Source organism: Sphingomonas gei (genome assembly GCF_004792685.1).
Taxonomy (GTDB): domain Bacteria; phylum Pseudomonadota; class Alphaproteobacteria; order Sphingomonadales; family Sphingomonadaceae; genus Sphingomonas; species Sphingomonas gei.
In genome coordinates, this window is the sequence record NZ_SRXT01000003.1 from 56,403 (window position 1) to 68,636 (window position 12,234).

A 12,234-nucleotide genomic window follows, 5' to 3' on the forward strand; every position below is an offset into this window, starting at 1 on the left:
AAGGTACAATATATCATCGTCGAGTCGTGAAGTGCTGCGACGAATCGAGTGGCGGCCCGCGAGTCGGAGATCAAGAGTGCGGACGTAGGCCGAGTGACGCTCTAGGGTACGTCACCCGGCCACGCCCGCTACAAACCTATCTGGGTGCGCCGCGGGTCGTTTTCCACCCCGGCTGCGCCGATGCGGATCGCCGCTGCGCCGAGGCGAACGGCGTCATGCGCGGGCGCCGTAATAATGTGCCTGTGCGGCTTCGGTGGCGCTAACGGCCAGAAGCGAGCGCGCTTCGTTGGCCGAGCGCACCTTGCCGGTGCCGTCGGATGCTGCGTCGAGCACGCGATCGAGCAGCGACTGGCCTTCCTCCCACCAGCCGATGCCGCTCGAGGCGTTGAGATGGCCCTGCGGCCCGGCGTCGACGAAGAAGCTGCCCCAGCTGCCAGCGAGCGCGCGCGCCTTTTCGGGATGGATCCAAGGATCGTCGCTGCTCGCGACGACGATCGAGGGGAAGGGTAGAGGCTTGGCCGGAGTCGGCCGGAAGGCGGCGAGTTCGGGGCGCACATCGTCGCGGTCGACATCGGCCGGGGCGACCAGCAATGCGCCGGCCACCGGCCAGCCAAAGGGTTGCCCGGCAAGCTCGGCCCACCAAGCGACGGCGAGGCACCCGAGGCTATGCGCGGCGAGCACGACCGGTGCCTGCGCGGTGCGGATCGCCTGGTCGAGTTTGGTCACCCAGGTGTTGCGGTGCGGCGAATCCCACATGCCGAGCTCGACTCGGTGGGTGTCGGGACGCGATTGCTCCCACAAGGTCTGCCAGTGCGAAGGCCCCGAGCCGCCGAGCCCGGGGACAGTGAGGATGATCGGCGAACTGTCGTCGAGAGGCGAAAAGATGGACATATTCCAACTCCACCCGGAGGAAGGCCGGAGCTCGGATATATATCCTATCTAATTAGGGGACAATAATGCTGCGCCGGATGGGCGTGGGCTTGCGGCGAGGCGATTTCGGTTATTTTTCCTCCCTCGCGCAGCGGGGGGGGTGGCACGCGCAGCGTGACGGAGGGGGCCTCTCCGCGAGTGTCGCTCGTGGAAACGCCCCTCCGTCGCCTTCGGCGCCACCTCCCCCGCTTCGCGAGGGAGGATTAAATCAGATCAGATATGCAGTGCCCGCCCATAGGCGCCGAGCACGCTCTCGTGCATCATCTCGCTCAGCGTCGGGTGCGGGAACACGGTTTCCATCAGCTCGGCCTCGGTGGTCTCTAGCGTCTTGCCGATCGTATAGCCCTGGATCAGCTCGGTGACTTCGGCGCCGATCATGTGCGCGCCGAGCAATTCGCCGGTCCTGGCGTCGAATACCGTCTTGATGAAGCCTTCGGCCTCGCCGAGCGCGATCGCCTTGCCGTTGCCGATGAAGGGGAAGTTGCCGACCTTGACCTCGTAGCCTGCTTCCTTGGCCTTCGCCTCGGTCAGGCCGACGCTGGCGATCTGGGGGTGGCAATAGGTGCAGCCCGGGATGTTGCGCGGGTCCATTGCGTGCGGATGATTTCCGGCGATTGCTTCCACGGCGATGACGCCCTCGTGGCTGGCCTTGTGCGCAAGCCAGGGCGGAGCGGTGATGTCGCCGATCGCGTAGACGCCGTCGACATTGGTCTTGCAGGCGGGGTCGGTCTTGAGGAAGCCGCGATCGTCCATGGCGACGCCGAGTTCCTTGAGGCCGATATTCTCGGTGTTCGGGACGATGCCGATCGCGACGATGACGTGGCTGAATTCGCCATCGGTCGCCTTGCCGTCCTTTCCGGTGATCCTGGCCTTCACGCCATTTGCATCAGCGGCGATCTTGTCGATCTTCGCGCCGGTCAGGATGTTCATGCCCTGCTTCTTGAGCGCCTTTTCGAGGAAGGCCGACACGTCGGCATCCTCGACGGGCACGATCCGGTCGAGCATCTCGACCACGGTCACTTCGGCGCCCATGTCGTTGTAGAAGCTGGCGAATTCGATGCCGATCGCGCCCGATCCGATCACCAGCAGCTTGGTCGGCATCTCCGGCGGCGTCATCGCATGGCGATAGGTCCACACACGCTTGCCGTCGGTCGGAAGATTGGGAAGGTCGCGCGCCCGTGCGCCAGTCGCGACGATGATGTTCTTCGCGGTCAACTCTTCGGTCTTGCCGTCCCTGGTGACGCTGAGCTTGCCTTGGCCGGTGAGCTTGCCGTCGCCGAAATGCACGGCGATCTTGTTCTTCTTCATCAGGTGCGTGACGCCCTGGTTGAGCTGCTTGGCGACGCCGCGCGAGCGCTTGACCACGGCTTCGATGTCGGCGCTGATCCCCTGCGCGACCAGGCCGTAATCCTTGGCGTGCTGCATATAGTGATAGATCTCGGCCGAGCGGAGCAATGCCTTGGTCGGGATGCAGCCCCAGTTGAGGCAGATGCCGCCGAGCAATTCGCGCTCGACGATCGCGACCTTGAGGCCGAGCTGCGCGCCGCGAATGGCAGCGACATAGCCGCCGGGTCCCGAGCCGAGGACGATGAGGTCGTAGGATTCAGCCATTTTGTGCGCCTTGCTTGGATCGTGGGCGAGATAGGAAGTTCAAGACGCCGTAACAGCGGGCGCCTCGACAGGGCGCGGGTGGCGATGTTCGTCGATCGCGACGAAGACGAACTGCGCCTGGGTGACCAGGCAGCTTTCCTCGGAATGGCGCGCGCGGCGCCAGGCCTGGACGTCGATCGTCATCGAGGTGCGGCCGACCTTGACCAGTTCGGCGAACACCGAGACTTCGTCGCCGACCGCGACCGGCGCATGAAACTTCATCCCCTCGACCGCGATCGTAACGGCGCGGCCGTGCGAATGGCGCGAGGCGACGAGGCCGGCGGCCATGTCCATCTGGCTCATCAGCCAGCCGCCGAATATGTCGCCATAGGGATTGGCGTCGGCGGGCATGGTGGTGACGCGGATCGCGGGCTGGCGATCGGGCGGGCTGTCAGCCATTGGCATTATCCTTGGGTTTGCCGCCGAGCCTGGCGCGGTCGATCGCATAAGCGCGGCGGATCGGGCCGATCCCCATCAGGATGACCAATATCATCGCGACGAAGGTGACCAGCCAGATGTCGTCGGTGGCGCGCGGATAGGACCATGCCGCGGCCGCGGCGATCAGCGCCGCGGCGATCAGTCCGATCACTATGTGGACCGTCTCGATGAGGACGCGCATCGCCCGGCCCCGGTCAGGCGATCATGCCCATCGGGGCTTCGACCAGTTCCTTGAAGGTCTTCATCAGCTGGGCGCCGTCGGCGCCGTCGATCGCGCGGTGATCGAAGCTGCCGGTGGCGCTCATGATCGTCGCGATCTGGAGCGAATCGTCGATCACGTACGGGCGCTTCTCACCCGCGCCGATCGCCATGATCATGCCCTGGGGCGGATTGATCACTGCCTCGAACTGCTTGATCCCGAACATCCCCATGTTGGACAGGCTGGCGGTGCCGCCCTGATATTCCTGCGGCTGGAGCTTGCCTTCCTTGGCACGGCCGGCGAGGTCCTTCATCTGCGTCGAGATCGACGAGACGCTGACATTCGCCGCGTCGCGGATGATCGGGGTGATCAGCCCGGTGGGCGTGGAGACCGCGACCGACACGTCGGCACGGCTGTATTTGACCAATTTGTCGCCGGTATAAGTGACGTTGCACTTGGGCGTCTGGATCAACGCCACACCCAATGCCTTGATCAGCAGATCGTTGACCGACAGCTTCACGCCGCGCGGCTCGAGCGCCTTGTTGAGCTCGCCGCGCAGCTTGAGCAGCGCATCGAGGCGGATGTCGAGCGTGAGATAGATGTGCGGGATCGTCTGCTTCGACTCGGTGAGGCGGCGGGCGATCGTCTTGCGGATGTTGGAGAGCTTCTCTTCCTCGTGCGGAATCGATTCATCCCACCAGACCGGCTTGTGCTCGGCGGGCGCGGCTGCCGGGGCAGGGGCCGAGGGAGTCGGCGTTGTCGCCGCAGGCTGCGCCGCCGGCGCGGTGCCGGGCTTGGCGCCTTCGAGGTCGGCCTTGACGATGCGGCCGTTCGGGCCCGAGCCGCTCAGCGAAGCGAGGTCGACGCCCTTCTCGGCGGCGAGGCGCCTGGCGAGCGGGCTGGCCTTGATCCGTTCTTCCCCTCTCCCACCGGGAGAGGGGGGAGCCGCGTCAGCGGCGACGGGTGAGGGTGCGGGGGTCGGAGTCGCGGTCTTTTCCCGCTCACCCTCACCCCGCGGCGCTGGCGCGCCTTGCCCCTCTCCCGGTGGGAGAGGGGTAGAAGCAGGCGCTGGAGTCGGGGCGGGCGCGGCGGCTGCGGAAACATCCTCGCCTTCGCCGGCCATTACGGCGATCACCGTGCCGACCTTCACATTGTCGGTGCCCTCGGGGACGGTGATCTTGCCGATCACGCCTTCGTCGACGGCTTCGAATTCCATCGTCGCCTTGTCGGTCTCGATCTCGGCGAGGAGATCGCCCGACTTTACCGTGTCGCCTTCCTTCACCAGCCATTTGGCGAGGGTGCCCTCCTCCATCGTGGGGGAAAGCGCAGGCATCTTGATTTCGATCGACATGGAGGTTCCCGTCGTTGGTCCCTGGGGTAGGCGCGTTCTCCCTTTGCCGCCGCTACGGCGCTGGTCAAGAGCTTGGGCTTGCGCGGCGCCGATTGAGCGGGCAGTCAACGCGCTGGGACGAGGAATGCAGCCATGCGCACCTATCTGGTGGTGATAGACGAAACGCCGGAGTCCGAGATTGCTCTGCGCTTCGCCGCGCGGCGCGCGGTGAAGACCGGCGGCAGCGTCGAGATCCTCGCGCTGACGCCGACGCCCGAGTTCGTCCAATGGGGCGGGGTGATGGCGACGATCGAGGAAGAGGCGCGGCAGCACGCCGAAGCGCTGGTCATGCGCGCGGCGGGGACCTTGTTCACCGAGTCGGGACTAAAGCCGTCGCTCACGGTGCGCGAGGGCGATGGCGCCAAGGTGGTGCGCGAGATGATCGCGGCGAATGCCGACATCGCCGCGCTGGTGCTCGGCGCCGCGGCGAGCGGGCCGCCGGGGACCCTGGTCAGCCACTTCACCGGGGCCGATGCGGGGACGCTCAGCGTGCCGGTGATGATCATTCCGGGATCGCTCGACGCGGCGGCGATCGATCGGCTGAGCTGAGGCTGCGCGAAGATCCTCCCCCTGGCGGGGGAGGATTGAAGGGCTTGAGCGGCAAGCTTTTTCCCGCCACGCTGCTCTGATGCGCATCCTCCCCCTGATCCCGCTCGCCCTCCTCACCACGCCCGCCGCGGCGCAGACCCAGCCCAGTCCGGCGCGGCTTAAGGCCGATGTCGAGAAGCTCGTCAGCTTCGGCACGCGCCATACCCTCTCGGATCCAGATCACCCGACCCGCGGGATCGGCGCGGCGCGACGCTGGTTCGCGGGCGAGCTGGGGCGGATCGGCGAGGCGTGCGGCGGCTGCATCGAAGTGGCGAATGTCGCGCGCACCTTCACCAACGATCGGGCGCCCAAGGGAGTCGAGATCGTCGACGTGCTCGGCTTCCAGCCGGGCCGCGACCCCAAGCGCGTGGTCATCGTGATGGGGCATATCGACAGCCGCGTCACCGACGTGATGAACGCGACGTCGGACGCGCCCGGCGCCAATGACGACGCCTCGGGGGTCGCTCTGGTGCTTGAGGCGGCGCGGATCCTTTCCAGGGAGAAGTTCGACGCGACGATCGTCTATGCCGCGCTGTCGGGCGAGGAGCAGGGGCTGTTCGGCGGAACCTTGCTCGCCGAGACCGCGAGGGAGCGCGGCTGGACGGTCAGTGCGGTGCTCAACAACGATATCGTCGGCAATACGGTCGGGCAGGACGGTCGACGAGTCGCCGATCGGGTGCGCGTGTTCTCCGAAGGGATCCGCGAAGTCGAGCCGCTGCCCGGCCAATTGGCGCGGCGTGCCGATGGCGGCGAGGATGACGGCCCGTCGCGGGCGCTGGCCAAGGCAGTCGACGGCGTCGCGGGCAAGCTGCCGCGCGGGCTCGACGTGTTCGTGGTGCGGCGCTTCGACCGGTTCGGGCGCGGCGGCGACCATTCGCCGTTCCTCAAGCTCGGCTATCCCGCGGTGCGGTTCAGCGTCGGCGTCGAGAATTACGACCAGCAGCACCAGGACCTGCGCAGCGCAGACGGCAAGGTCTATGGCGACACCGTCGACAAGATGGACTTCGCCTATCTGGCGAAGGTGACGGCGATCAACGTCGCGACTTTGCGCCGGCTGGCCACGGCACCGGCGGCGCCGGCGAGCGTGACGATCGGCGGCGCGCTGGCGACCGATACTTCCGTGAAATGGGCGCCGGTGCCGGGCGCTTCGGGCTATCGCGTGCACTGGCGGCGCGCGGATGCGCAGGACTGGCAGCAGCATGTCGACGTCAAGGACGCGCAGGCGACGATCGAGGGCGTGATCGTCGACGACACTTTCGTCGGCGTCTCGGCGCTGGCGGCGGATGGGACGGAGAGCCTCGTCACCTTCGGTGGGCGCGAGCGGCGGTAACGTCGCCGGGGCTCAGCGGCAGCCGCAGCTCGGCCGGTATTTCCGCATTAGCCGCTTGGTAGGTCGCCGCGCGTAGCTGCGTTCGACATATTCGGTGACCGTGGTGGTGGTCGTCGTCGCGGCGGGGATGACGACGACGGTGGTCGTGCCCCCCGCATAGGCGCCGTAGCTGCCGACCCATGCGCCGTTCTGCCACGCCATTCCCGCAGGATAAGGCGCGGGGCAGGCCTGGGGGCAGGGGGGTGGGGCGCCGTAGGTCACCGGCGGCGGCGGGCCGTAATTTTCCGGTGTACCGCGATAGGGGCCGGGCTCGTAGGGCGGCGGAGGGCCGTCGTCGCGATCGTCGCGATCGTAATAGTCGTTGGGGTCGACCGGTTCGATCCGCGGCGGGGGATAGCCGGCACCCGCGCGGCTGTCGGCATAAGCGACGCCAGCATCCGCGCTTGCCGCGGCAACCGCGCCGCCCCAGCCGATCCCGTCGATCGAATCCCAGACGCGGTCGTCGCGATCGACGAGCACGGCGTCGTCATAATAACGCACCCAGGAATAGCCCGGCTGCGGGGCGGCGAGGCCAAAGCTCAGATAGTCGTGCACCCGAAAATCGTTGCCGCGCCAATAGCCCGGCAGGCTGTTGCCGCGATGCAGCCGGCGGTAGCTGTTCCAGCCGCCCGGTGCGCGCCAGCCGCCTTCCCAGCGGCCGTCGCGCATTGCCCAGCGGTGCGGGTTGGTGCGCATCACGATGGGCGCCGAATGCCGCGGCATCACCACCCAGCGGTTGTTCTGCCACACACGCTGCGCCGTCGCGGGCGTCGCGCCTGCCACTCCGGCGATCACCGCCGCTGCCAACCAATAGCTGCGCACTTTTCGACTCCTCAGATGCAAGCCTCCGCTCGCGCTTGACCGAGAAATAACCGTTACGCCGCCCGCACGAAATCGCGGGTGCGGATCAAACCTGTCCCAATGCGGGGCAGCGTCTCATCCTGAGATTCTGGGGGCGAGGATGCGCATCAACGCCTCGCAGCCCGCGGCGTCGCCGGCGTCGAAGCGGCTGGCCAGCGGGCTGTCGAGATCGAGCACGCCGAGCAGTTCTCCCTGATAGAGGATCGGCACGACCAGTTCGGAGCGGCTGTCGGCGTCGCAGGCGATGTGGCCGGGAAACGCATGGACGTCGTCGACCAATTGCGTCTCGCGAGTCGCCGCCGCGGCGCCGCACACGCCTTTGCCGAACGGGATGCGAATGCACGCCGCCTTGCCCTGGAAGGGGCCGAGGACGAGTTCGCCGCCGACATTGCGGTAGAAGCCCGACCAGTTGAGATCGGGGAGATACTGGCCGATCAGCGCCGAGACATTGGCCATGTTGGCGATCGCGTCGGGCTCGGCGGCGGTAAGCGAGTCGAGCGCGGCGGCGAGGTCGCGATAGAGTTCGGACTTGGAGCCGGCGGCGATGTCGAAGGTGAACATGGGATCCATGTAGTGACTGACCGGCAGCGTGTGGAGGGGCAACCCTTGGCGCGGCGCCGCACGCCGGCTACATTGCCGGCATGAGCAAGGGACGCATCAATTCCGAAGGCTCGATGCTCACCGCGTCGCGGACCTTCCGCTTCGCCGGGTGCAGCTGGGCCGCAGTGGAGCGGGCGGCGCATCGCAACGAGGACGGCGTCTATGTCGTGCGCCTCAGCGAGCTGGCGCGCGAACGCAACGGGCACACCCACGCGCAGCCGCGCTGACCGGCCGATCCGATGGGGCTGACGCTCGTCGCGATCTTCACCGCTGCTGCTGCTTCCTGGAATCATCGCCGCCCGCGCATTCTATTTCGCCGGACAGACCCGCGAAGTCGAAGTGCCGATTCCCTCGCTTTCCACTCCCGAGGGGATTTTCCCGCTGTGACGTGGGCGCAAATATCAAATGGGATACCTTGTCCGTATTCACGGGGCATCCCGCCTATATTCCGTCGTTGAGCCGCTGGTGGATTTGATGGAGCAACGGTCCAAGGTCGACCTCGAAGAGCGCTTCGCTCGACGGCGATATTCACCCGATTGAGTTAGTAAAAACGGCCCTGTCGTGTGAGCACGCGAGGGAAATAGAGTGCTAGACGAGTTTCTTCGCCGGACGAGATAATCGCAGGCGAGGAGTCCTTTAAATCGTGCGAGCGTATTCCCGTCCTTCAGCAATCGCTGTCGGTGATTAACGTATCGTGCGCGCAAAGGACGTAACTGCGGCTGGAGTTTTTACTCGATTGCCGAGCTTAATATGGCGAGGCAAGTCATTGGTCGCTGATTGAAGCGTATGCATTTCGTTTTCAATTAACGCCTCGTTGGGGCTTTGATAAGGAGATTTTGCCATGCGTAATTTCGCACTGTTCATGGCGCTACTATATCTAGGTGTGTCCGCTGCACAAGCACAAGAACGCGACAGAATGATCACCGTTCAAAATCATGTCGGCGATACCATCGTCGAGCTTTACGGAAGCAGGGTCGCCACCGGAAGTTGGGAGAACGACCTCCTTGGAGACGGCGTGATGGACGACGCATCACATCGGCAAATAAACATGTATGACGGGACCGAAGCCTGCCGGTTTGACTTTAAAGCTGTTCTTGCAGACGGCTCAAAGCAATATCGCTGGGATCAGGATGTCTGCGTGATCTCCACGCTGACGTTCGGGCCCCTTCGCCACGGAGCGGAAAACTAGAAGCATTGACGCCGCCGCCGCGCCTTCCGATTGCTCCGATCTTTGCTTCGGACCTGGCGGGGATAGCCGTGCACAACTCTATCCGCTGTTCGCAATCGGAGCGTCGGACACGCGCGAAGTGTCTACTATTTCGGAACTTTCGTAACTGTAAGGCTAGGGCGCAACTCGCAATGGGACGGGCCCGGCTCTCTAAGCAATGTTCGCGCGCGGAGGGCGGGCGTTAACTTGAGCATCTTGGACGCTTCGCCGTGCCGCTGCTACCAAGCGATTAGAGGCCCTTGGCAATGCCGGGTGCCCATGTAGAATGCCGGGATGAGCATTCTCAAGTTTGTGCATCAGAAGAACTTGACGATCTTGATGAGGATCATCGGGTCGCATTCATGCAGATTGTCAATATAGCTCAGCGCCGACTTGACGAGCGAATGACCAGGATTGACCCTGAAGATCAGTATGGCTTGGCGGGCAATGAACACCCTCCAGAACAGCTTCATGAATGTGATTCTGGCCGCCGCAAAACGATATGAGGTTGAGCCGTTTTACTCGATGAGCGTGCCTCGCCGTGGCGACTTCAAGGACGACGAATACGATCAGTTCGTGTTCGATCTTGAGCACTACATAACGCAGCTTGTCCTCGATAACAGCTTGCGATCGCGGCGAGATTCGGTGGAAATCCTACCAAAATCCAAGGATGCGCTGCGGAGCTACGTGCACAGCCTTCGCAATTGCATCGAAACGTCGCAGCTTACCGACGCGAAGCGCGAAGCCCTTCTGAAAAAACTGGATTCCTTCGAAGCGGAGTTGGAGAAAAAGCGGCTTGGTCTGCTTTCGGTAGCCAAGGTGACATTCGAAGTCCTCGCAATCCCCGGCGCGCTGTGGGCCTCGGGGGACATGACTGTGAAGTTGGTCACGAACGTCATGCAGGTTGTCGCGGAAGCGCGGGCAGCCGAGCATGAAGCTAAGCCACTTCCGAGCACCGAACCATTCAAAGCGCTGATGCCGCCGCGCCCGACGAAAGCTGCGCCCCAATTTGGCGGCGGTTTCCCGGACGATCTTGATGACGATGTTCCCTTCTGAAGTGAAGCTGGGCAGCAAGGCTCCCGGTCGATAATGCGAGAGTATGGCAGCGATCCAAGTTACCCGCTCGATCTCAATCGATGACAGCGAGCTAATCGAGAGCACCACGCGGGCGGGTGGTCCGGGTGGTCAGCACGTCAACACGACTGATAGCGCAGTCATTCTGCGTTTCGATGTGGCGAACTCGCAGAGCCTCCCCGAAGCCGTAAAGAATCGTCTGGTAGCATTGGCAGGTTCGCGAATGACCCGAGAGGGCGTGCTCGTCCTTCGGTCGGATGGCTCGCGATCTCAGGTGATGAACCGCGAGGAAGTCCGCGCTCGGCTCATCGATCTCATTCACGAAGCCACTATCGTCCCGAAAAAGCGGCGACCGACTAAGCCGAGTAAGGCCGCGAAGGCGCGGCGCGTGGATAGCAAAGTGAAGCGATCAGCGGTGAAAGCGGGGCGCGGCAGAGTCCGAGAGTGACGGTTTTCCGTTGGGGGAGACTCTTGACACCTTGTTGACATTCTGCCCGCCGGGGCCCGAGGCGGCGAGGAACTTCTCCTCGACGATCGCCTCCTCCAGGTCAGTCACGGCCGAAACCGATATTGCCGAAGCGCGCCGGCAGCGGCGCCTCGGCCTCGATGTCGGGCTTGCCCTCGCGCGGGACGATCAGCGCGGCGGCGTGAAGCATCACTGCCGGGCCGCCTTTGCCATAGACCGGGTCGCCGAGGATCGGCAGGCCGAGCCCTTCGGCGGCGTGGACGCGGATCTGGTGGGTGCGGCCGGTCTCGGGGAAGAAAGCGAGCATCGCCTTGCCGCCGATGCGCTCGACGACTTCCCAGCGGGTGCGCGCGGATTTACCGCTCGGATCGCCGGTCATCCGCCAGCCGCTCTCCTCGGTCGAGACCTTGATCAGCGGCAAGTCGATCTCGCCGCTGTCTTCGGTCGGTTCGCCGTCGAGGATGGCAAGGTAGCGCTTGGTGACGGTGCCCGCCTCGAAAGCCTGGCCGAAGCGCTTGTGCGCCTTGGGGTTGCGCGCGAGCAGCAGGCAGCCGCTGGTGTCGCGGTCGAGCCGGTGAACGGGCAAGGGCAGCCGCTGGAAGCCGAAGGTGAGCTGGCCGAGCATGTCCTCGAGGCTTTCGGAGCGGTCGCGCGGGCGATCGACCGGCAGGCCCGCGGGCTTGTCGATCACGATCGCTTCGCCGTCGATGAAGAGTACGCGGTCCTTGAACATGCGGCTGCATATAGACGAGTACGCCCAAACGGAAAGCGGCGGCCGGGCTTTCGCCTGGCCGCCGCTCCGTCGAGACCGCGTGGAAGGGGGGTTACGCGGTCTCGGTCTCGCGGGCGGGGGCAGGCGCCGCGATCTTGTTGGCCAGTTCGGCGATGCGGCGGCCCTGGTAGCGGGCGCCGTCGAGCTCGACTGCGCTCGGCATACGGCTGCCGTCGCCGTCGGCGATCGTCGTCGCGCCGTAGGGCGAGCCGCCCTTGACTTCGTCGACCCCCATCTGCCCCTGGAAGCCGTAATCGAGCCCGACGATGGTCAGGCCGAAATGCAGCAAATTGGTGATGATCGAGAACAAGGTCGCTTCCTGACCGCCATGCTGCGAGGCGGTCGACGTGAACGCGCCGCCGACCTTGCCGTTTAGGGCGCCCTGGAACCAGATGCCGCCGGCGCGGTCCCAGAAGCTCGCCATCTGGCTCGACATCCGGCCGAAGCGCGTCGGCGCGCCGACGATGATGCCGTCGTAGTTGGCGAGATCGTTGACGTCCTTGAGCACCGGGTGGGTCGAGTCGGCGGCGAAGCCCGCGGCGGCGACGACTTCGGCGGGGGCGGTCTCCGGGACGCGGCGGACATCGACGTCGGCGCCGGCGCTGCGTGCGCCCTCGGCGACTGCGTCGGCCATCCTGGCGAGGTGGCCGTAGGACGAATAATAGAGGACGAGGATCTTGGACATGGAGA

The 12,234-nt window shown here is 65.1% G+C and carries 15 protein-coding genes; 6 read left to right on the top strand and 9 right to left on the bottom strand.

The window, feature by feature from the left end; translation table 11 throughout:
- Positions 1–213 precede the first annotated feature (213 nt).
- From E5A73_RS07580 to E5A73_RS07600, 5 genes are all read right to left on the bottom strand, one after another.
- Complete coding sequence (locus tag E5A73_RS07580; protein WP_135963222.1) at positions 214–891, bottom strand: RBBP9/YdeN family alpha/beta hydrolase; 678 nt, start codon at positions 889–891, stop codon at positions 214–216.
- Positions 892–1,143: 252 nt separating this feature from the next.
- Complete coding sequence (lpdA, locus tag E5A73_RS07585; RefSeq protein WP_135963223.1) at positions 1,144–2,541, bottom strand: dihydrolipoyl dehydrogenase; 1,398 nt, start codon at positions 2,539–2,541, stop codon at positions 1,144–1,146.
- A 39-nt stretch (positions 2,542–2,580) separates the two neighbouring features.
- Complete coding sequence (locus E5A73_RS07590; RefSeq protein ID WP_240700080.1) at positions 2,581–2,979, bottom strand: acyl-CoA thioesterase; 399 nt, start codon at positions 2,977–2,979, stop codon at positions 2,581–2,583.
- On the bottom strand, positions 2,972–3,199 hold the full coding sequence (locus tag E5A73_RS07595) for a hypothetical protein (protein ID WP_135963225.1): 228 nt from the start codon (positions 3,197–3,199) through the stop codon (positions 2,972–2,974). Before E5A73_RS07595 ends, E5A73_RS07590 begins: the two co-directional genes overlap by 8 nt.
- 13 nt (positions 3,200–3,212) lie before the next feature.
- On the bottom strand, positions 3,213–4,568 hold the full coding sequence (locus tag E5A73_RS07600; RefSeq protein ID WP_135963226.1) for a pyruvate dehydrogenase complex dihydrolipoamide acetyltransferase: 1,356 nt from the start codon (positions 4,566–4,568) through the stop codon (positions 3,213–3,215).
- Positions 4,569–4,700: 132 nt separating this feature from the next.
- Between E5A73_RS07600 and E5A73_RS07605 the strand changes: the two genes are divergently transcribed.
- Positions 4,701–5,156: a universal stress protein gene (locus tag E5A73_RS07605; protein ID WP_135963227.1), complete on the top strand. Its 456-nt coding sequence runs from the start codon at positions 4,701–4,703 to the stop codon at positions 5,154–5,156.
- 79 nt (positions 5,157–5,235) lie between these two features.
- On the top strand, positions 5,236–6,525 hold the full coding sequence (locus tag E5A73_RS07610; protein ID WP_206366420.1) for a M20/M25/M40 family metallo-hydrolase: 1,290 nt from the start codon (positions 5,236–5,238) through the stop codon (positions 6,523–6,525).
- 12 nt (positions 6,526–6,537) lie between these two features.
- Here the strand turns inward: E5A73_RS07610 and E5A73_RS21725 are convergent, their stop codons facing one another.
- Both E5A73_RS21725 and E5A73_RS07620 read right to left on the bottom strand, forming a co-directional pair.
- Positions 6,538–7,386, bottom strand: a complete 849-nt coding sequence (locus E5A73_RS21725; protein ID WP_240700081.1) for an RcnB family protein — start codon at positions 7,384–7,386, stop codon at positions 6,538–6,540.
- 114 nt (positions 7,387–7,500) lie between these two features.
- On the bottom strand, positions 7,501–7,986 hold the full coding sequence (locus E5A73_RS07620) for a GAF domain-containing protein (protein WP_135963624.1): 486 nt from the start codon (positions 7,984–7,986) through the stop codon (positions 7,501–7,503).
- 80 nt (positions 7,987–8,066) lie between these two features.
- Here E5A73_RS07620 and E5A73_RS07625 point away from each other — a divergent pair, with 80 nt between their 5' ends.
- The 4 genes from E5A73_RS07625 (at position 8,067) to arfB (ending at position 10,754) form a co-directional block, all read left to right on the top strand.
- A complete protein-coding gene (locus E5A73_RS07625; RefSeq protein ID WP_135963229.1) occupies positions 8,067–8,252 on the top strand; it encodes a hypothetical protein in 186 nt (61 codons plus the stop codon).
- Positions 8,253–8,866: 614 nt separating this feature from the next.
- The gene (locus E5A73_RS07630) at positions 8,867–9,214 is read left to right on the top strand and encodes a hypothetical protein (protein ID WP_135963230.1); all 348 of its coding nucleotides are present in this window, start codon (positions 8,867–8,869) and stop codon (positions 9,212–9,214) included.
- A gap of 432 nt (positions 9,215–9,646) precedes the next feature.
- Complete coding sequence (locus E5A73_RS07635; protein WP_206366421.1) at positions 9,647–10,288, top strand: DNA ligase-like domain-containing protein; 642 nt, start codon at positions 9,647–9,649, stop codon at positions 10,286–10,288.
- Positions 10,289–10,331: 43 nt separating this feature from the next.
- Complete coding sequence (gene arfB, locus E5A73_RS07640; protein ID WP_135963231.1) at positions 10,332–10,754, top strand: alternative ribosome rescue aminoacyl-tRNA hydrolase ArfB; 423 nt, start codon at positions 10,332–10,334, stop codon at positions 10,752–10,754.
- Between the two features lie 100 nt (positions 10,755–10,854).
- Here the strand turns inward: arfB and E5A73_RS07650 are convergent, their stop codons facing one another.
- Together E5A73_RS07650 and wrbA are read right to left on the bottom strand one after the other, a co-directional pair.
- Positions 10,855–11,505: an RluA family pseudouridine synthase gene (locus tag E5A73_RS07650; RefSeq protein WP_135963232.1), complete on the bottom strand. Its 651-nt coding sequence runs from the start codon at positions 11,503–11,505 to the stop codon at positions 10,855–10,857.
- Between the two features lie 91 nt (positions 11,506–11,596).
- Complete coding sequence (wrbA, locus tag E5A73_RS07655) at positions 11,597–12,229, bottom strand: NAD(P)H:quinone oxidoreductase (RefSeq protein WP_135963233.1); 633 nt, start codon at positions 12,227–12,229, stop codon at positions 11,597–11,599.
- Positions 12,230–12,234 lie beyond the last annotated feature (5 nt).

Bases quoted from the DNA above. Each gene is read 5' to 3' on its own strand.
- E5A73_RS07580 (WP_135963222.1), bottom strand. From the start codon at position 891: ATGTCCATCTTTTCGCCTCTCGACGACAGTTCGCCGATCATCCTCACT.
- lpdA (WP_135963223.1), bottom strand. From the start codon at position 2,541: ATGGCTGAATCCTACGACCTCATCGTCCTCGGCTCGGGACCCGGCGGC.
- E5A73_RS07590 (WP_240700080.1), bottom strand. From the start codon at position 2,979: ATGGCTGACAGCCCGCCCGATCGCCAGCCCGCGATCCGCGTCACCACC.
- E5A73_RS07595 (WP_135963225.1), bottom strand. From the start codon at position 3,199: ATGCGCGTCCTCATCGAGACGGTCCACATAGTGATCGGACTGATCGCC.
- E5A73_RS07600 (WP_135963226.1), bottom strand. From the start codon at position 4,568: ATGTCGATCGAAATCAAGATGCCTGCGCTTTCCCCCACGATGGAGGAG.
- E5A73_RS07605 (WP_135963227.1), top strand. From the start codon at position 4,701: ATGCGCACCTATCTGGTGGTGATAGACGAAACGCCGGAGTCCGAGATT.
- E5A73_RS07610 (WP_206366420.1), top strand. From the start codon at position 5,236: ATGCGCATCCTCCCCCTGATCCCGCTCGCCCTCCTCACCACGCCCGCC.
- E5A73_RS07620 (WP_135963624.1), bottom strand. From the start codon at position 7,986: ATGTTCACCTTCGACATCGCCGCCGGCTCCAAGTCCGAACTCTATCGC.
- E5A73_RS07625 (WP_135963229.1), top strand. From the start codon at position 8,067: ATGAGCAAGGGACGCATCAATTCCGAAGGCTCGATGCTCACCGCGTCG.
- E5A73_RS07630 (WP_135963230.1), top strand. From the start codon at position 8,867: ATGCGTAATTTCGCACTGTTCATGGCGCTACTATATCTAGGTGTGTCC.
- arfB (WP_135963231.1), top strand. From the start codon at position 10,332: ATGGCAGCGATCCAAGTTACCCGCTCGATCTCAATCGATGACAGCGAG.
- E5A73_RS07650 (WP_135963232.1), bottom strand. From the start codon at position 11,505: ATGTTCAAGGACCGCGTACTCTTCATCGACGGCGAAGCGATCGTGATC.
- wrbA (WP_135963233.1), bottom strand. From the start codon at position 12,229: ATGTCCAAGATCCTCGTCCTCTATTATTCGTCCTACGGCCACCTCGCC.